This is a genomic window from Pseudomonas sp. FSL W5-0299 (assembly GCF_005930655.1).
GTDB classification, from domain to species: Bacteria; Pseudomonadota; Gammaproteobacteria; order Pseudomonadales; family Pseudomonadaceae; genus Aquipseudomonas; species Aquipseudomonas mandelii.
This window is the reverse complement of the sequence record NZ_RXHX01000015.1, coordinates 17,854-35,490: the sequence shown is the minus strand read 5'-3', so window position 1 is coordinate 35,490 and position 17,637 is coordinate 17,854. Positions and strand designations below refer to the sequence as shown.

Here is a 17,637-nt window from a genome sequence, read left to right as displayed (position 1 = left end):
AGAATCACATGAACACACAACCCCTGCGCGTCGGCATCGGCGGACCGGTCGGTTCCGGTAAAACCGCCCTGACGCTGGCGCTCTGCCTGGCCCTGCGCGACCGCTACAACCTGGCCGTCGTCACCAACGACATCTACACCCGCGAAGACGCCGATTTCCTGGTGCGCAACGAAGCTCTGGCCCCTGAGCGCATCATCGGCGTGGAAACCGGCGGCTGCCCGCACACGGCGATCCGCGAAGACGCCTCGATCAACCTTGAAGCGGTGGATCAACTGAACCGCCGCTTTCCGGGGCTGGATCTGATTCTGGTGGAGTCCGGCGGCGATAACCTGTCGGCGACCTTCAGCCCGGAACTGTCCGACCTGACCATTTACGTGATCGACGTCTCGGCGGGCGACAAGCTGCCGCGCAAGGGCGGGCCGGGGATCTGCAAGTCCGACTTGCTGGTGATCAACAAGGTCGACCTCGCGCCGCTGGTGGGCGCGTCGCTGGAACTGATGGACAGCGACACCACGCGCATGCGCAACGGCAAGCCGTTTGTCTTCAGCAATCAGAAAACCGGCTTGGGCCTGGAAGCAATCATCGCCTTCATCGAACGCCAAGGCCTGCTGACCGCAGTCTGATCACGACTTATCAACAAGGAAGCTTATCCATGACACTGAAACGCATCCTGGGCACCCTGGCCCTGCTGCTGACCCCGGCCATCGCCTTCGCGCACCCGGGTCATGGCGACAACGGTTTGATCGCCGGCATCAGCCACCCGATTGGCGGCCTTGATCACTTGCTGGCGATGGTGGCGGTGGGTTTGTGGGCGGCGCAGCAAAAAGGCGCCGCGCGCTGGGCGCTGCCGTGCACCTTCGTGGGCACCATGCTGATTGGAGGACTGCTGGGTTTTGAAGGATTGAACCTGCCGGCGCTGGAAGGCGGCATTGCGGCGTCGGTGCTGGCGCTGGGCCTGGCCGTGGCCCTGGCCGTGCGTCCGCCGTTGAGCGTGGCAGTCGGTGCGACGGCTTTGTTTGCGCTGTTCCATGGTGTGGCCCATGGGCTGGAGTTGCCGGACATGTCGAGCCCTTGGGCGTATGCCGCAGGGTTTGTGGCGGCGACGGCGGCGTTGCATGCCGCGGGTTATGCCGTGGTGCGCGTGTTGCCGCAAGCGGCGGCGCCGTTGGTTCGATTGGCCGGTGCGGCTTCGGCGGCGACTGGTGCGTGGTTGCTCGCAGGTTGATCTTTTATTGCCTGTGATGGCCCCTTCGCGAGCAGGCTCGCTCCCACATTGGAATGCGTACACCTGTGGGAGCGAGCCTGCTCGCGAAGACGGCCTGACAGACACCGCATCTCTCAGGCCTGCTAACATGTCGCGCAATCAACCCTGCCGTGACGACGCCAGCCAATGCCGCCTGTTTCCCGCTCTGCCTCCCAGCCTGAATTGACCGCTCTGTTCGCCTCGGTGCAACAGCATTTCCAGGACGTGATCGTGCCGCTCTGGCAAGGCCCCGGCTGGAATGCCGACATGGCGTTGCCTTATGAAGCGCTGGACGCCGGGCATCAACCGCTGCCGCCCCAACGCTATCGAGCGATGGCCTGCGCGCGGCAGCTGTATCTGTTTTCCAGCCTGATCGGCCAGGTGCCGGCCGCCGAGGAACGCGCCGCGGCGCTATTCCGTTCCTTGCAACAGCATTTTCACGACGCCGAGCACGGTGGCTGGTTCTACAGCATCGACCCGCAAGGTGCGCCACTGGATCAGCGCAAAGACCTCTACACCCACGCCTTTATCCTGTTCGCCTGCGCCCATTACTGGGGCAAGGTGCGCGAGCCGCTAGTGGAATCGGTCCTCAACGCGACACTGGAAGTGCTGGCGCAGCGCTTCGCCACAGGCGACGGCCTGTACGAAGCCAGCCTCGACCGCGACTGGTCCTCGCTCGACTCCGGCCCCCTGCAAAATCCCTTGATGCATCTGGCCGAAGCTTTCCTCGCGACCCTGTCGGTGCGAGAAGACATCGCCGTACAGCGCGCGCTGGTCGAGTTATGCACAGCCATGCAGAAGCGTTTTATTGACCCGCACCACAGCGTGCTGATGGAAAAACCGCTGGGCGCTGTGGATAACTGGTTTGAACCGGGGCATCAGTTCGAGTGGTATTTCCTGCTGGAGTCTTCGCCACTGCTGCACGGCTCAAAACTGCATGCTTCGCTGGAGCGCGCGTTTGTACTCACCGAACAACTGGGCGTTGATCCACAAACGGGTGCGGTGACGGCGATGCTCGATCTGAATGGCTCTGCGAAGGATGCCACTCAACGCATCTGGGCCCAGGCTGAATACCTGCGCGCCCTGACCTTGCGTCCAAATAGCGAAGGCTCGGTGCAACGCCAGTTGCAGGCATTGCAGCAACGCTTTTTGCATGCGGGAGGGTGGTATGAATGTCGCGACGAGCAGGGCGAAGTCAGCCGCAAGGACATGCCATCGACCACGCCTTATCACTTGGCCACTTGCTATCGAGGGCTGGTCGATTATCTCGGCTGACTGACAGATAGCTATCGCGGGCAAATCGGATCGCCGCACCGCCGCTCCCACAGGTTTTTTGTCGTTCGCGAAATGACGATTCAACGCAAGTCTAGTGGGAGCGCGGCTTGCCCGTGAAAGCCGTTATGCGGTCTTAACCCTTGGCATTACGCTCAATCGCAAACCCGGCCCACGTCTGGCTCACCGGCATCAATTCCAGGCTGTTGATGTTGATGTGCGCCGGCGCATTAAGCACCCAGAAAATGGTATCGGCGATGTCCTGCGGCTGGATTGGCTCGGCACCGGCGTAGGTCGCGTTGTAGCGCTCCTGGTCACCGGCGAAACGCACCAGCGAGAACTCGCTCTCGCATAGGCCCGGCTCGATATTGCTGACACGCACGCCAGTGCCTTGCAGGTCGCAACGCAGGTTCAGCGAGAACTGGCCAACGAATGCTTTGGTCCCACCATAAACATGGCTGCCCGGGTACGGATAGTTGCCGGCGACGGAGCCGAGGTTGACGATACCGGCACCGCGGCCGTGGGCGATCAGGCGTGGCAACAGCAGGCGAGTGGCGTACATCAGGCCTTTGATGTTGGTGTCGACCATGGTGTCCCAATCGTCGAGATCGCACTTAGGTGCCGGGTCAACGCCCAGCGCCAGACCGGCGTTGTTGATCAGCCCGCGCAGCTTGGCAAAGGACGGCGGCAAGTTGGCGATCGCCTCCTCCATGGCCTTGCGATCACGCACGTCGAGCACCAGGCCATGCACCTCGGTCTGCTTCGACAACTCGGCGCACAGGGCATTGAGGCGTTCTTCACGACGGCCTGTCAGCACCAGTTTCCAGCCGGCCTCGGCAAAACGACGGGCACAGGCTTCACCAAAACCAGAGGTCGCGCCGGTAATAAACAGGGTGTTGGACATCGTGTTCTCCTTGCTTCGGCTGATCGACAGCCATTGGAATAGAAAATCAGCTGGCAGCATGCCCGGCCTTGCCCACAGCGGCAACCGCCGCAAAAACTGTACAAAAAACAACCAGACCTTCCAAAGCCACAGGCACCGTGGCTTGCAGCCATGTACACGCACCTTATCCACAGGCCGGCCCACAGTTTCCGGGGGCAAGTGGAAAAGCTGCAAGCCGCTATCCACAAGGCTTTGCGGGTAGATTACAAAGTTTTTAGCTTGACCCTCGGGTACCAGCTGTGTAGCCCATGGCATTTTGCACGATGTGATGGGCAAACCGACGATGGCGCCAAGCCAGTAACTACGGCCCTCAGCCGAGTCTTTCCAGAGTTTAACCACAGACTTATCCACAGGCTGGCCCATTGCATTTCCAGCCACTTTGCCATCCAACAAAAAGGTTGACAAAGCCTGTTCCGGGTCAAGCAAAAACGCCTGATCAAAAAACAACCACACCGCTGCAAGCCACGGATTCAAAGGCTCTCAGACAGCTACTCCCACGTTATTCACAGCCAGCTCCACAGTAAACGGGGACAAGTCAAAAGCGTGACAAAACAACTATTTGCAGCGGCTTTATGTCGCGCTTTGAGAGCTTGTGAATATTGTTTTCCACAATTTCCGGAAAGCACACTTGGCCCTTGCAGGAGCGGGCCTGTTTGCGAAAGCGGTGGGCCATTGAACACCTGTCGATTGGCACTCCGCTTTCGCGAGCAGGCTCGCTCCCACAGGGGGATTCGTGGTGTATTCGAGGTGTAAAAAAGCCCCGGCGATTGCTCGTCGGGGCTGTGGATATTTCGGCAGCGTGTCAGTGCCCGCCGAGATAGGCGTTACGCACTTCCTCGTTGACCAGCAGCTCCTTGCCGGTGCCCGTGATGCGGATCTCGCCGTTGACCATCACGTATGCCCGGTCCGACAGCTTCAACGCGTGGTTGGCGTTCTGCTCGACCAGGAAGATGGTCATGCCGGTACTCGCCAGTTCCCGCAGGGTCGCGAAGATCTGTTTCACCACGATCGGCGCCAGTCCAAGGCTCGGTTCATCGAGCAACAGCAGCTTGGGCCGACTCATCAACGCACGGGCGATGGCGAGCATCTGTTGCTCACCGCCGGACATGGTCATGGCCCGCTGGTTACGGCGCTCCTTGAGCCGTGGAAACAACTCGAACATGCGTTGCATGTCCTCGGAAGCGTACTTGTCACCGATAGGGATGGTGCCCATCAGCAGGTTTTCCTCGACGGTCATGTCGGGGAACACCCGTCGGCCTTCAGGCGACTGAGCGATGCCGTTGGACGCGATGTAGTGCGACGACTTGTGGGTGATGTCCACGCCCTGATAAATGATCTGCCCGCTAGCCGCTCGCGGCTGGCCGAAGATCGACATCAGCAAGGTCGATTTACCGGCGCCGTTGGAGCCGATCAGGCTGACGGTTTCACCTTCTTCGATATGCAGCGAGACTTTTTTCAGAGCCTGGATCGGCCCGTAAAACACATCCAGATCCTTGAGTTCGAGGATGGGTTGACTCATAGCACCACTTCCTCTTCATCAGCGCCCAGATAGGCCGCAATCACTTTCGGGTCGTTGCGAATCGCTTCAGGTCCGCCCTCGGCGATGACGATGCCGTGGTCCAGCACCACGATGTGGTCGGAAATGCTCATTACCATGCCCATGTCGTGTTCGATCAGCACCACGGTCAGATCGTGTTCGTCGCGCAGCAAACGGATCATCGCGCTCAGCGCTTCGGTTTCCTGAGGGTTGAGGCCGGCCGCCGGTTCGTCGAGGCAGATGATCTGCGGCCGGGTGCACATGGCCCGGGCGATTTCCAGGCGGCGCTGTTGGCCGTAGGACAGTTCACCGGCCAGACGGTTGGCGCAGTCCACAAGGTCCACGACTTCCAGCCAGTAGAAGGCGTGGTCCAGCGCGTCGCTTTCGGCCTTGCGGTAGCCCTTGGTATTGAGGATGCCGGCCAACATGTTGCGGTTGACCCACATGTGCTGGGCTACCAGCAGGTTTTCAAGTACCGACATTTCCTTGAACAGGCGAATGTTCTGGAAGGTGCGCGCCAGCCCGGCACGGTTCACCAGGTGGGTGCCGCCGAACATTTTGTAGCGCATCCGGGTGATGAAGCTTTTCGGCGAAACGAAATCCGTGGCTTTGAACGATTCGCCCAACAGCTGGATGACATCGGTGCGTTCGCCGCGGGTATTGAGTTCGATCCTGCCACCGGAGGCCTTGTAGAAACCGGTCAGGCAGTTGAACACGGTGGTCTTGCCGGCGCCGTTGGGGCCGATCAGGGCAAAGATCGAGTTGCGATGCACCTTGAGGCTGACATCGCTCAACGCCTTGATGCCGCCGAAGTGCATCATCAGCTTCTCGACCGAGAGTACGACTTCGCTCATGGCGCTACTCCTTTACGCGGGGTCACACCGGTACGGCTGATCCGAATCAGGCCGCGCGGTCGCCAGATCATCATCAACACCATCAACACGCCGAACAGCAGCACGCGATATTCCGCAAAGCCGCGCAGCAGTTCCGGGGCAACGGTCAGCACGAAGGCTGCAATCACCACGCCGATGGTCGAGCCCATTCCGCCGAGGACCACGATGGCGAGGATCAGCGCCGATTCGAAAAAGGTGAACGAGGTCGGGTTGACGAAGCCTTGATACGTGGCGAAGAACACCCCGGCCAGGCCGGCCGTCGAGGCACCGATGGTGAACGCCGAGAGCTTGACCAGTACGTGGTTCAGGCCCATGGAGCGGCAGGCGATTTCGTCTTCACGCAAGGCTTCCCAAGCGCGGCCGACCGGCATCTTGACCAGACGATGCTTGATGTACAGCACGGCCAGCACCACCAGGAACAACACCGCATAGATGAAGTAATACTTCACGTCCGGGTTATAGGCGATGCCGAAGAACTCATGGAACGGGACGCCCCCCTCCTTCGCGCGCTTGCCGAACTCGAGACCGAAGAAGGTTGGCAATGGAGCCGCCATGCCATTCGGGCCGCCGGTCAGGGACAACCAGTTGTTGAGGATCAGGCGAATGATTTCACCGAATCCCAGGGTCACGATCGCCAGGTAGTCACCGTGCAATCGCAGCACCGGGAACCCGAGGATGCAACCGGCAAGGCCCGCGGTGATAGCCGCCAGCGGCAGCACCGTCCAGAAACCCAGGCCGAGGTATTGATAACCCAGCGCCAGGCCGTAGGCACCGATGGCGTAGAACGCCACGTAACCCAGATCGAGCAGGCCGGCCAGGCCGACCACGATGTTCAGGCCCAGGCCGAGCAATACGTAGATCAGCCCGAGAATGACCACGCCCAGCAGGTAGGAGTTGGAGAAGAACGGGAACACCACGGCAACGAGGATCACCAGCGGGATGATCCAGCGCAGGCGGGATTTGTAATCAGGCGGCAGTACATGAACCCCGGAGCCGGTGCTTTCAAAGCCTTCAAGGATTTTCAGACCCTTGGGCGTTTGCAGGAACAGGCTCAGGGCAAACCGGCCAGCCATGACGATGGCGACAATCCAGGCCACCCGGGTCGTTTCCAGATTGAAGCCGTAGCCGTCGAGGACCACGCCGACAATCGGGCCGAACACAATCAGGGCGACAAGGCCGGCAAGAATCGCGTCAACCAGGCTTCTTTTGAGATCAATGGTTTTTTTAGTGGTTGAAGACATCGCTTACACCTTCGACACAAGAGGACGGCCGAGCAGGCCTTGGGGCCGAAAGACCAGAACGAGAACGAGCAGCGAGAAGCTGAAAACGTCTTTGTAGTCCGAGTTGACCAAACCTGAGAACAGCGACTCGGAGATCCCGAGAATGATCCCGCCAAGCATCGCACCAGGCAGCGAGCCGATGCCGCCAAGTACCGCAGCCGTGAACGCCTTGATGCCGATGATGAAGCCGGCATAGAAGTCGAATGTGCCGTAGTTCATGGTGATCAGCACGCCGGCCAGGGCCGCCATCGCTGCACCGATGATGAACACGTAGGAAATCACGCGGTCGGTGTTGATCCCCAGGATCGAGGCCATCTTGCGGTCTTGCTGGGTGGCGCGGCACATGCGGCCGAGCTTTGTGTACTTGATGATGTAGGTCAGCAGGGCCATGCCGGCGAATGCGGCAATCAGGATAAACACCTTGGTGTAGGTCAACTGCACGAAGCCGGTGCCGATTTCGACGCGCCAGGCCCCCGTCAACAAGGTCGGAACGCCCTGTTGCTTGGCACCTTGGGCGATCTGGGCATAGTTTTGCAGGATCAGCGAAATCCCGATGGCGCTGATCAGCGGTGCCAGTCGGGTGGAGTTGCGCAGGGGCTTGTAGGCGACGCGCTCGATGACCCAGCCATACACCGCCGTGACCACGATGGTGAAGATCAAGGTGCCGAGCATCAACAGCGGGAAGGATTCAATACCGAAGTACGCCAGCAGAGCCAGACTGATTGCCGCGAGGTAAGCGGAAATCATGTAAACCTCGCCGTGGGCGAAGTTGATCATGCCAATGATGCCATAGACCATTGTGTAGCCGATGGCGATCAGGCCATAGACCGACCCGAGGGTCAGGCCGTTGACCAGTTGCTGCAGGAAAATACCATCCATAACGCAATCTCACGCATTTGAGAGACTGCACAGAAGCCGGGTGCAACGGACCGGGGTTCAGCCGCCGGGGCAACACGGTTGTGTGCAGCTCTACGAGAAAAGACAGGTACTGCACGGACATGTTCATAGACTGCCCGGTGCAACAGGCACCGGGCAGATCAGGTCATATCACTTCTGTTTTTCCAGCTGGTGGTATTTGCCGTCCTTGTCCCACTCGTAAACGACGTAGTCGGAGACTTTCAGGTCGCCCTTGGCGTCCCAGGTCTTCTCGCCCATCACGGTTTTGACCGGGTTTTTCTTCAGCCACTCGGCGGCTTTCTCGCCACTGTTGGACTTGGCGCCGTTGAAAGCTGCGGCCAGGGTCTGGACCGAAGCGTAGGCGTACAGGGTGTAGCCTTCAGGCTCGGTGCCTTTCTTGCGGAACTCGTCCACCACGGTTTTGCTGTCTGGCAGCAGGCGTGGGTCGGCGCCGAAGGTCATCAGTACGCCGTCAACGAATTGCGGACCGCCAGCAGTGGTGACCAGTTCGTCGGTCACGATGCCGTCATCGGACATGAACTTGACGTCTTTGAGGCCTTGCTCACGCAGTTGACGGACCAGAGGACCGGCTTCCGGGTGCAGACCGCCGAAGTAGACGACATCGGCGCCAGCGCCGCGGATCTTGGTGACGATGGTGCTGAAGTCTTTCTCGCCACGGGTCAGGCCTTCATACAGCACAGGCTTCACGCCGCGTTTTTCCAGTTGGGCCTTGGTAGCGTCCGCCAGGCCTTGGCCGTAGGTGTCCTTGTCGTGCAGGACAACGACTTTCTTGCCCTTGAGCACGTCGACGATGTAGTCACCGGCCACGATGCCTTGCTGATCGTCACGCCCGCACATACGGAACATGGCACTCAGGCCGCGTTCGGTGACCGCTGGGTTGGTGGAACCCGGAGTGATTGCAATGATGCCCGCTTCGTCGTAGATCTCGGAGGCCGGGATGGTCGACGAGGAGCAGAAGTGACCGACTACGCCGGCGACTTTCTGGTTGGTCAGGTCCTTGGCGACCGTCACAGCCTGTTTCGGTTCGCAGGCGTCATCGCCCTTCACCAGTACGATTTTTTCCCCGTTAACGCCGCCCGCCGCGTTGACCGCGTCGGCTGCAGCCTGTGCACCCTTCATGTACTGCTCGCCAAATGCCGCGTTGGCGCCTGTCATCGGACCCGCCACACCGATTTTCACATCAGCCTGTGCAAACGCAGAAACACCCAACGCAGTTGCCACTGCGAGGGCCAGAAAGCCTTTCTTGTAAAACGTCTGGGACATGAGGTGGTGCTCCAAGGTTTTTTTTAGTTGGCACTGCGACTTCTCTGAATGCTCAGAGCAAGGGCCGTGCCATCGGTTTTTTATTCTGAAAAAAGTCGCTGCTTTATTGTTATTTCGACTGTTTCGATCCCATTTTCATTGGGCGTGCAACCGTCTAAACCGCAGAAGGTGAAACCATTTATTTTTAAAGGCGCAACCCGCGTGCGCCATCATTGCAACCGCGGCACCAAACGACGTGCAACCAGCCTGTAACAACGTGCGTCACCGAAGTGCACACTGCTGGTGCGGAACTGCTACAACCCGCACCTTTTACAGGCTAGTCGCTGCGCGAAAAAGCGCCGCTCCCAGCAACAAATTTCAACAATCAAATAACGATCCGCAAGCACTGGCCTGCGTGATACAGCGAGAAACCGGCCTCGTACAAACAACTGCGCAAACCCACCCCGGCCAATGGCTGCATGGGGGCAAAGGGAATGGGTAGCGCCTCAGGATTTCCGTTACACAGATAATCGGCAAAGGCTTTGCCGACCACCGTCCCCGTTGTCACGCCCCGGCCGTTGTAACCGGTGACTGCCACTAAACCGGGCGCCGGCTCGAACAAACGCATCAAATGGTCCGGGGTAAACGCGATGCAACCGGTCCAGGTGCATTCCCATTCCACGGGTTTGAGGTAGGGGAAATAGTGCTGCTGCACCCGATCGGCCCAGGCCTTGAGGAACCAGGCCGGTTTCTGATTGCCGTTACCGAGGCTGCCCAGCAACAGACGGCCGTCTTTGTCGCGACGAATACTGCTCAGTACCTGGCGCGTGTCCCAGGAACCCTGCCCGCCGGGCAGAATTTGCTGCGCGGCGTCTTCGGTCAGCGGGACCGACGCCACTTGATAGTAATAACCGGGGAAGAAATTGCGCCGCAACTCCGTCCAGTCACCTTCGGTATAAGCGTTGGAGGCGATGACCACTTGCTCGGCGAGCACTGATCCCTGAGCGGTTTGCACCGACCAGCGTTGGCCCTGACGTTCAAGTCGGGTCACCGGAGAATGATCGAACAGTTGGCCCCCGAGGCTGATGGCCGCTTTGGCCAGCCCCGTGGTGTAAGCCATCGGATTGATCGTGCCGGCACGCTTGTCGAGCAGCGCGGCAGCAATCTTTTTGGTACCCGTCGCTTGTTCGCAGGATTGCCCGGTCAGCAGTTCGACCGGTGCTCCGCGACGTTTCCATTGTTCTTCGCGACTGCGCAGATCGGCTTCGCCACGGGCGTTGTGCGCCATGTGCAGCGTGCCTTCGCGGCGTAACTGGCAATCGATGTTGTATTTGTCGACCAGGCTGAACACCAGCGATGGCGCTGCACCCAGCATGCGATTGAGCTGACTGCCCACCGCTTCGCCGAACCCGGCTTCGATCTCGTCCGGTGGAATCCACATCCCGGCGTTGACCAGACCGACGTTGCGCCCCGAACCGCCGTGACCGGCGCGATGGGCTTCGAGCACGCAGACCTTTTTACCTTTTTCAAGTAGATGCACCGCCGCCGACAGGCCGGTGAAACCGGCGCCAATGACGCAGACATCGACGGTAACTTCGCCCTTGAGCGCGGCATTGTCGGGCCTTTGCGGCGTCAGTTTTTCCCACAGACACTCTTCGCGTAACGGCATTGCCAGACTCCAACAGAAACCTAACCAACACACAGTTCAAAATGTAGGAGTGAGCCTGCTCGCGATAGCGATTTAACATTCAACATCTATGTTGACTGATAGACCGCAATCGCGAGCAGGCTCACGCCTACAGGGGATCACTGTTCGACTCGAGGATCAGTCGAACGTGATGCCCTGAGCCAACGGCAACTCCAGCGAGTAGTTCACGGTGTTGGTCTGGCGGCGCATGTAGCCGCGCCATGCATCGGAGCCCGACTCACGCCCACCACCGGTTTCTTTCTCGCCACCGAACGCGCCGCCAATTTCCGCACCGCTCGGGCCGATGTTGACGTTGGCGATGCCGCAGTCGCTGCCCACCGCCGACATGAACTGTTCGGCTTCACGCACGTCGGTGGTGAAGATGCACGAGGACAGGCCTTGTGGCACCGAGTTGTTCAGACGCAGCGCTTCGTCGAAGTCCTTGTAACCGACCACGTACAAGATCGGTGCGAAGGTTTCATTGCAGACCACATCGCTCTGCTCCGGCATTTCAACAATGGCCGGCGAGACGTAATAAGCGTTCGGGTATTTGTCTTCCAGCTGGCGTTCGCCGCCAAACACCCGGCCGCCTTCGCTCAGGGCTTGTTCCAGCGCGTCCTGCATGTTTTCGAAACTGTTTTTGTCGATCAGCGGACCGATCAGGTTGCCCTCGAGCGGATTGCCGATGCGGACCCTGGAATAGGCAGCCTTGAGGCGAGTGACGATTTCTTCCTTCACCGACTCATGGGCAATCAGGCGACGCAACGTGGTGCAACGCTGACCGGCGGTGCCGACGGCGCTGAACAGGATGGCGCGGACGGCCATGTCCAGGTCGGCGCTTGGGGCGAGGATCATGGCGTTGTTGCCGCCCAGCTCCAGAATGCTGCGGGCGAAACGTGCGGCGATTTTTGGCGCCACTTCACGGCCCATGCGGGTGCTGCCGGTGGCGCTGATCAGCGCGACACGCGGGTCATCGACCAGCGCTTCGCCGGCATCGCGGCCGCCGATGATCACTTGGCTGAGGTGTGGAGGTGCGTCGCTGAAGTTCTTCAGTACGCGGTCAAACAGCGCCTGGCAGGCCAGTGCGGTCAGTGGGGTTTTCTCGGACGGTTTCCAGATCACCGGGTTGCCGCAGACCAGCGCCAGCGTGGTGTTCCAGGCCCAGACCGCAACCGGGAAGTTGAAGGCGCTGATGACGCCGACGACGCCCAGCGGGTGCCAGGTTTCGCGCATGTGGTGGCCAGGACGCTCGGACGCGATGGTCAAGCCGTACAGCTGACGGGACAGGCCGACGGCGAAATCGCAGATGTCGATCATTTCCTGAACTTCACCCAGGCCTTCCTGTGTGATCTTGCCCGCTTCCCAGGACACCAGCTCGCCGAGGTCGGCCTTGTATTCGCGCAGGATGTCGCCCAGTTGACGCACCAGTTCGCCACGGCGCGGGGCCGGGACCTTGCGCCACAATTCGAACGCATGATCTGCACGACTGATGTGCTGCTCGACTTCAGCGGCGCCTTCCCAGTTCACGGCAGCGATCCGGCTGCCATCGATCGGCGAATGCACCGGCACTTTGCCGTTCTGGTACAGGGCCGGGTTCACACCAAGACGATCAAGCAATGCGGCAACCATGGGTCACTCCTCGAGCAAAAAACAGAAAACGTACAGCCGGACATTCACGGCTGATCAGACCTGTAGTTTTAGCTCCCCGGAGGTTACCCAACAAACGACCTTTAAGAGAGATATCATTCCGTTTATTCATGCTTTGAATTGCTGGCAGTAAAAGAAACAAGAAAAAGGACCGTCCATGCTGAATAAACGCTATTTGCCGTCGATCACCGCACTGCAGTGTTTCGAGGCCGTGACCCGGCATTTGAGCTTCACCCGGGCCGCCGAAGAGCTGAACCTGACCCAGAGCGCCGTCAGCAAACAGGTCGCGCAACTCGAAGAGTTGTTGCAGCACTTGCTGTTCCGCCGGGTGCGCCGACGCCTGCAAATGACCCCGGCCGGTGATTTGTACCTGGTGGAAGTACGAAAAATCCTCACCCAGGTCGAGATGTCGACCCATTACCTGCGTTCCTACGGCGGCGAAACCGAAGTCTTGCGGGTTTCGACGCCGCCGACCTTCGGCGCACGCTGGCTGGTGCCACGTCTGAAAGGCTGGCGCCTGCGCCACCCGTCAATCCATCTGGACCTGTGCAGCGAGCAGGAAGCCGACGATTTGCTGCAAGGTCGCAGCGACCTGGCGTTCTACTTCGGCCAAGGCTCGCGGCCCGGCACCGAATGCCTGAAGCTGTTTGGCGAGGAGCTGGTGCCGGTCTGCGCGCCGGGCAGCCTGCCGGACACGCCGTTCACCGACCCTACGCAGCTCGCCGACCTCGTCCTGTTGCAAAACGCCTCGCGGCCCCAGGCCTGGCACGACTGGTTCGACAGTCAGGGCTACCACACCGAACACAGCTACCACGGCCCGCGCTTCGAAACGTTTTATATGTGCATCCGCGCCGCCCAGGTCGGCTGCGGCGTGGCGCTATTGCCAAGGTTTTTGGTGGAAGAAGAGTTGGCGGACGGCAAACTGGTTATCCCCTGGAAACACGCGATGCCAAGCACGGATGCCTATTACCTGGCGTATCCCGAGCACTCGGCGGAAGTGCCCAAGGTGCGCGATTTTGTGAAGTGGATGCTCGAGCAGATCGACAGCCCGGACACGCCGTAGATTTGAAGCCCCGGCTAATTCTTGTGGCGAGGGAGCTTGCTCCCGTTGGGCTGCGCAGCAGTCCTGTATTGGGGGCGCTTCGCACCCCAGCAGGAGCAAGCTCCCTCGCCACAAGGATATGTACTGTCTAAAAAATCGCTGGCAATAACTGCCTCTGATATGCGCCACTAGCCCCATTCATAGAAACAGCTGAAACGTCGCGACCACAGGCCGCGGCCCGCCTGGAGAACCCCGTTATGAGCGAGAGCGTGTTTGGCGATCGCATTGTGCAGAACCTGCTCGACACCGATTTCTACAAACTGACGATGATGCAGGCGGTGCTGCACAACTACCCGAACGTGGAAGTCGAATGGGAGTTTCGTTGCCGTAACAGTGAGGATCTGCGCCCGTATCTGGCAGAAATCCGCTTCCAGATCGAACGCCTGGCCGAGTTGAGCCTGAGCGCCGACCAGTTGAGCTTCATGGAACGCATCAGCTTCATGAAGCCGGATTTCCTGCGTTTTCTCGGGCTGTTCCGCTTCAACCTGCGTTACGTCCACACGGGTATCGAAAACGGCGAGCTGTTCATCCGCCTGCGCGGGCCGTGGTTGCATGTGATTCTGTTTGAAGTACCGCTGCTTTCCATCGTCAGCGAAGTGCGCAACCGCTATCGCTACCGCGAAATTGTTCTGGAACAGGCTCGCGAGCAGCTCTACCGCAAGTTCGACTGGTTGACCGCCAACGCCAGCAGCGACGAATTGTCCGAACTGCAGGTAGCCGATTTCGGCACACGCCGTCGTTTCTCGTTCCGCGTGCAGGAAGAAGTGGTGAACGTGCTCAAGCACGATTTCCCCGGGCGTTTCGTCGGCACCAGCAACGTGCATCTGTCACGGGAACTGGACATGAAACCTTTGGGCACCATGGCCCACGAATGGATCATGGCGCACCAGCAACTCGGTCCCCGACTGATCGACAGCCAGATTGCCGCCCTCGATTGCTGGGTGCGCGAGTATCGGGGTCTGCTGGGGATCGCCCTGACCGACTGCATCACCATGGATGCCTTTCTCAACGACTTCGACCTGTTCTTTGCCAAGCTCTTCGACGGCCTGCGCCATGACTCCGGCGATCCGGTGATCTGGGCAGAAAAGGCGATCGCCCATTATCAAAAGCTGGGCATCGACCCGATGAGCAAGACCCTGACGTTCTCCGACAGCCTGACGCTGCCAAAATCCCTGGAAATATTTCGGGCGTTGCGCGGTCGGATTAATGTCAGCTTTGGGATCGGCACCAACCTGACGTGTGATATTCCGGGTGTCGAACCGATGAGCATCGTGCTTAAAATGGCGGCCTGCAACGGCCAGCCCGTGGCAAAGATTTCCGATGAGCCTGGCAAGACTCACTGCAAAGACCCGAATTTCGTCGCCTATTTGCGACACGTTTTCAAAGTACCTGCCGCCCTTTCCAGCACATCTGGCACCACTAGCAAGGAGTGAATTCATGCAAGCCGTACAGCGTGAGATTGCTGAGCAGCTCAAGGTTCAGCCGCCATTCGCCGACCACGCAGCCCTTGAGGCCGAGGTCGCCCGGCGGGTCAGCTTCATTCAGGATTGCCTGGTCAATTCCGGGCTCAAGACCCTGGTGCTCGGCATCAGCGGCGGCGTCGACTCGCTGACTGCCGGCCTGCTGGCCCAACGCGCCATGCGTGAGTTGCGCGAGCAAACCAGCGACAAAAGCTACAAGTTCATCGCCGTGCGCCTGCCTTATGAAACCCAATTCGATGAACACGATGCCCAGGCCTCGGTGGATTTCATCGCCCCGGACGAACGTCACACCGTGAACATCGGCCCGGCGGTGAAAGCCCTGGCCAATGAAGTGGCGGCTTTCGAAGGCAAGCACGCGGTCTCGGTGGATTTCGTGCTCGGCAACACCAAGGCGCGGATGCGCATGGTCGCCCAGTACACCATCGCCGGCGCGGCGCACGGGCTGGTCATCGGTACCGACCACGCGGCGGAAGCGGTGATGGGTTTCTTCACCAAGTTCGGTGATGGCGCCTGCGACCTGGCCCCGTTGAGTGGTCTGGTGAAAAACCAGGTTCGAGACATCGCCCGCAGTTTCGGCGCGCCGGAATCGCTGGTGGAAAAAATCCCGACCGCCGACCTTGAAGACCTGTCGCCGGGCAAACCCGACGAAGCGTCCCACGGCGTGACCTATGCCGAGATCGACGCGTTCCTGCACGGCCAGCCGGTGCGTGAGGAAGCGTTCAGGATTATTTGCGATACGTATAAAAAGACCCATCACAAGCGCGTGATGCCGTTCGCGCCTTGAAGCTGCGGCGCCTGTACTGACGCCATCGCGAGCAGGCTCGCTCCCACAAGGACAACGCTGTACCTGTGGGAGCGAGCCTGCTCCGGGCGGCGTTCCGACGAAGAACGATGACCCGGTCTTTCGTCAGGCACAAAAAAAGCGTCCCAATCGGGACGCTTTTTTTATGTACTCGAATCGATTACTTCAGGGTAACCGTACCTTTCATCATCGAGATGTGGCCCGGGAACGAGCAGAAGAAGCCGTAATCGGTGCCCGCTGTCAGCTTCGATACATCGATGGTCAGCGTATCCTTCTCTCCGGCTCCGATGATTTTGGTATGAGCAATAACGCGATCATCACCGTCTTTCAGATAGTTTTTGTCGATACCGGCTGCCAGGCCATCGGTAGCGATCGGCTGCATATCTGCCGCTTTACTGATCACCAGGTTATGGCCCATGACATTTTTCGGCAGGCTGCCGGAGTGGGTCAGTTCTACGGTAAACGTCTTGCAGCTTTTGTCGATTTCGATGGCCTTGGTGTTGAAGGTCATTTGATCGGTGGAGTCGACAGTGGCCTTGCATTCAGCAGCCATCAGTTGGCTGCTGGCCAGTGTCAGCAGGGATACCGCAACAAGTTTGGCAAACATGGTGAATCTCCAAGGCAGGGGTTAACAAAAGTGCGAATGGACAGAAGACTGCCTGAAAACTGCGCAAGTTCCTATGACCTGAATCAAAAATTGTATACAACTTTCGGGCTATGACACCTATCGAAACAATCTACCAGCCAGACGTCTGGCCCGGCCCTATCATCAGGCCGTCATCCCTGATCTGGAGCGCCTGTCATGTCCTTTAACAGCCTGTTGCGCAGTTTGCTCGCCGCTTATGCCTGTGGCGCCAGCGGCACCTACGAAACACCTGAACGCGAAGTTTAGACCTTGGAGCGCCGCCCGCCTGCCTTTACTCTATGGCCATCCTGACCGTGGAGTAAGGCATGTCTTTAGCGTCCGTTTGTGTATTTTGCGGTGCCAGCACCGGCACCAGTCCGGCTTATCGTGAAGCGGCTGTCGCCCTCGGGCGAGCACTGGCCGAGCGCAAGCTGACCCTGGTCTATGGCGGCGGCGCCGTCGGGCTGATGGGCATCGTCGCCGATGCGGCACTGGCGGCCGGCGGCGAAGTGATCGGAATCATTCCGCAAAGCCTCAAAGACAAGGAAATCGGCCACAGCGGCCTGACTCGTCTGGAAGTGGTCGACGGCATGCATGCGCGCAAGGCGCGAATGGCCGAGCTCAGCGATGCCTTCATCGCGCTGCCCGGAGGCCTGGGCACCCTGGAAGAATTGTTCGAAGTCTGGACCTGGGGCCAGCTCGGCTACCATGGCAAACCGCTCGGGTTGCTGGAAGTGAACGGTTTCTATAGCAAATTGACCGGTTTTCTTGATCATATCGTCGGCGAAGGCTTCGTTCGCGAAGCGCACCGTGACATGCTGCAAGTGAGCGAATCGCCGCAAACCCTGATCGATGCGCTGGACGCTTGGCAGCCGACAGTGGTGCCCAAATGGACAGAGCAAAAACCCAGCTAACGGCTCGGTCCCGATACAGGGCAGAATATGCGCCGCTCAACCTCACCTTCG

General features: G+C 59.5%; 16 protein-coding genes. 7 read left to right on the top strand and 9 right to left on the bottom strand.

Features of this window, described 5'->3' with window-relative positions:
* Positions 1–8: 8 nt before the first annotated feature.
* The 3 genes from ureG (at position 9) to FHL16_RS18650 (ending at position 2,518) form a co-directional block, all read left to right on the top strand.
* On the top strand, positions 9–623 hold the full coding sequence (gene ureG, locus FHL16_RS18660; protein WP_077748938.1) for an urease accessory protein UreG: 615 nt from the start codon (positions 9–11) through the stop codon (positions 621–623).
* Between the two features lie 29 nt (positions 624–652).
* Positions 653–1,225, top strand: coding sequence for a HupE/UreJ family protein (locus FHL16_RS18655; protein WP_077748937.1), 573 nt, complete (start codon positions 653–655; stop codon positions 1,223–1,225).
* A 165-nt stretch (positions 1,226–1,390) separates the two neighbouring features.
* Positions 1,391–2,518, top strand: coding sequence for an AGE family epimerase/isomerase (locus FHL16_RS18650; protein WP_077748936.1), 1,128 nt, complete (start codon positions 1,391–1,393; stop codon positions 2,516–2,518).
* A gap of 133 nt (positions 2,519–2,651) precedes the next feature.
* Here FHL16_RS18650 and FHL16_RS18645 read toward each other — a convergent pair whose 3' ends face one another.
* The 8 genes from FHL16_RS18645 to amaB all read right to left on the bottom strand — a co-directional run bounded on the left by FHL16_RS18645 (position 2,652) and on the right by amaB (position 12,644).
* Positions 2,652–3,419: an SDR family oxidoreductase gene (locus tag FHL16_RS18645; RefSeq protein WP_010464142.1), complete on the bottom strand. Its 768-nt coding sequence runs from the start codon at positions 3,417–3,419 to the stop codon at positions 2,652–2,654.
* 841 nt (positions 3,420–4,260) lie between these two features.
* Positions 4,261–4,977 (bottom strand): ABC transporter ATP-binding protein, encoded by a 717-nt coding sequence (locus FHL16_RS18640; protein WP_077748934.1) that lies wholly within the window; start codon positions 4,975–4,977, stop codon positions 4,261–4,263.
* Entirely contained in the window at positions 4,974–5,849 is an 876-nt protein-coding gene (locus FHL16_RS18635; RefSeq protein WP_077748933.1) for an ABC transporter ATP-binding protein, read from the bottom strand. Before FHL16_RS18635 ends, FHL16_RS18640 begins: the two co-directional genes overlap by 4 nt.
* Entirely contained in the window at positions 5,846–7,129 is a 1,284-nt protein-coding gene (gene livM, locus FHL16_RS18630) for a high-affinity branched-chain amino acid ABC transporter permease LivM (protein WP_010464149.1), read from the bottom strand. The genes FHL16_RS18635 and livM overlap by 4 nt, the downstream gene beginning before the upstream one ends.
* Positions 7,130–7,132: 3 nt before the next feature.
* Positions 7,133–8,047, bottom strand: a complete 915-nt coding sequence (locus FHL16_RS18625; protein ID WP_010464150.1) for an ABC transporter permease subunit — start codon at positions 8,045–8,047, stop codon at positions 7,133–7,135.
* Between the two features lie 168 nt (positions 8,048–8,215).
* Positions 8,216–9,349, bottom strand: coding sequence for an ABC transporter substrate-binding protein (locus FHL16_RS18620; protein WP_010464151.1), 1,134 nt, complete (start codon positions 9,347–9,349; stop codon positions 8,216–8,218).
* Positions 9,350–9,713: 364 nt separating this feature from the next.
* Complete coding sequence (gene amaA, locus FHL16_RS18615) at positions 9,714–10,997, bottom strand: L-pipecolate oxidase (RefSeq protein ID WP_010464152.1); 1,284 nt, start codon at positions 10,995–10,997, stop codon at positions 9,714–9,716.
* A 156-nt stretch (positions 10,998–11,153) separates the two neighbouring features.
* Positions 11,154–12,644: an L-piperidine-6-carboxylate dehydrogenase gene (amaB, locus tag FHL16_RS18610; RefSeq protein ID WP_077748932.1), complete on the bottom strand. Its 1,491-nt coding sequence runs from the start codon at positions 12,642–12,644 to the stop codon at positions 11,154–11,156.
* Between the two features lie 175 nt (positions 12,645–12,819).
* Here amaB and FHL16_RS18605 point away from each other — a divergent pair, with 175 nt between their 5' ends.
* From FHL16_RS18605 to nadE, 3 genes are all read left to right on the top strand, one after another.
* A complete protein-coding gene (locus FHL16_RS18605; protein ID WP_010464156.1) occupies positions 12,820–13,725 on the top strand; it encodes a LysR family transcriptional regulator in 906 nt (301 codons plus the stop codon).
* Between the two features lie 236 nt (positions 13,726–13,961).
* Positions 13,962–15,197: a nicotinate phosphoribosyltransferase gene (gene pncB, locus FHL16_RS18600; protein ID WP_010464157.1), complete on the top strand. Its 1,236-nt coding sequence runs from the start codon at positions 13,962–13,964 to the stop codon at positions 15,195–15,197.
* A gap of 4 nt (positions 15,198–15,201) precedes the next feature.
* Complete coding sequence (gene nadE, locus FHL16_RS18595; protein ID WP_010464159.1) at positions 15,202–16,029, top strand: ammonia-dependent NAD(+) synthetase; 828 nt, start codon at positions 15,202–15,204, stop codon at positions 16,027–16,029.
* Positions 16,030–16,207: 178 nt separating this feature from the next.
* Here nadE and azu read toward each other — a convergent pair whose 3' ends face one another.
* Complete coding sequence (azu, locus tag FHL16_RS18590) at positions 16,208–16,654, bottom strand: azurin (protein ID WP_027921968.1); 447 nt, start codon at positions 16,652–16,654, stop codon at positions 16,208–16,210.
* Between the two features lie 344 nt (positions 16,655–16,998).
* Between azu and FHL16_RS18585 the strand changes: the two genes are divergently transcribed.
* Positions 16,999–17,586 carry an LOG family protein gene (locus tag FHL16_RS18585; RefSeq protein WP_010464168.1) on the top strand — a complete coding sequence of 196 codons (588 nt, stop codon included), beginning with the start codon at positions 16,999–17,001 and terminating at the stop codon, positions 17,584–17,586.
* The last annotated feature ends 51 nt before the right edge of the window (positions 17,587–17,637 follow it).

Bases quoted from the DNA above. Each gene is read 5' to 3' on its own strand.
- ureG (WP_077748938.1), top strand. From the start codon at position 9: ATGAACACACAACCCCTGCGCGTCGGCATCGGCGGACCGGTCGGTTCC.
- FHL16_RS18655 (WP_077748937.1), top strand. From the start codon at position 653: ATGACACTGAAACGCATCCTGGGCACCCTGGCCCTGCTGCTGACCCCG.
- FHL16_RS18650 (WP_077748936.1), top strand. From the start codon at position 1,391: ATGCCGCCTGTTTCCCGCTCTGCCTCCCAGCCTGAATTGACCGCTCTG.
- FHL16_RS18645 (WP_010464142.1), bottom strand. From the start codon at position 3,419: ATGTCCAACACCCTGTTTATTACCGGCGCGACCTCTGGTTTTGGTGAA.
- FHL16_RS18640 (WP_077748934.1), bottom strand. From the start codon at position 4,977: ATGAGTCAACCCATCCTCGAACTCAAGGATCTGGATGTGTTTTACGGG.
- FHL16_RS18635 (WP_077748933.1), bottom strand. From the start codon at position 5,849: ATGAGCGAAGTCGTACTCTCGGTCGAGAAGCTGATGATGCACTTCGGC.
- livM (WP_010464149.1), bottom strand. From the start codon at position 7,129: ATGTCTTCAACCACTAAAAAAACCATTGATCTCAAAAGAAGCCTGGTT.
- FHL16_RS18625 (WP_010464150.1), bottom strand. From the start codon at position 8,047: ATGGATGGTATTTTCCTGCAGCAACTGGTCAACGGCCTGACCCTCGGG.
- FHL16_RS18620 (WP_010464151.1), bottom strand. From the start codon at position 9,349: ATGTCCCAGACGTTTTACAAGAAAGGCTTTCTGGCCCTCGCAGTGGCA.
- amaA (WP_010464152.1), bottom strand. From the start codon at position 10,997: ATGCCGTTACGCGAAGAGTGTCTGTGGGAAAAACTGACGCCGCAAAGG.
- amaB (WP_077748932.1), bottom strand. From the start codon at position 12,644: ATGGTTGCCGCATTGCTTGATCGTCTTGGTGTGAACCCGGCCCTGTAC.
- FHL16_RS18605 (WP_010464156.1), top strand. From the start codon at position 12,820: ATGCTGAATAAACGCTATTTGCCGTCGATCACCGCACTGCAGTGTTTC.
- pncB (WP_010464157.1), top strand. From the start codon at position 13,962: ATGAGCGAGAGCGTGTTTGGCGATCGCATTGTGCAGAACCTGCTCGAC.
- nadE (WP_010464159.1), top strand. From the start codon at position 15,202: ATGCAAGCCGTACAGCGTGAGATTGCTGAGCAGCTCAAGGTTCAGCCG.
- azu (WP_027921968.1), bottom strand. From the start codon at position 16,654: ATGTTTGCCAAACTTGTTGCGGTATCCCTGCTGACACTGGCCAGCAGC.
- FHL16_RS18585 (WP_010464168.1), top strand. From the start codon at position 16,999: ATGTCTTTAGCGTCCGTTTGTGTATTTTGCGGTGCCAGCACCGGCACC.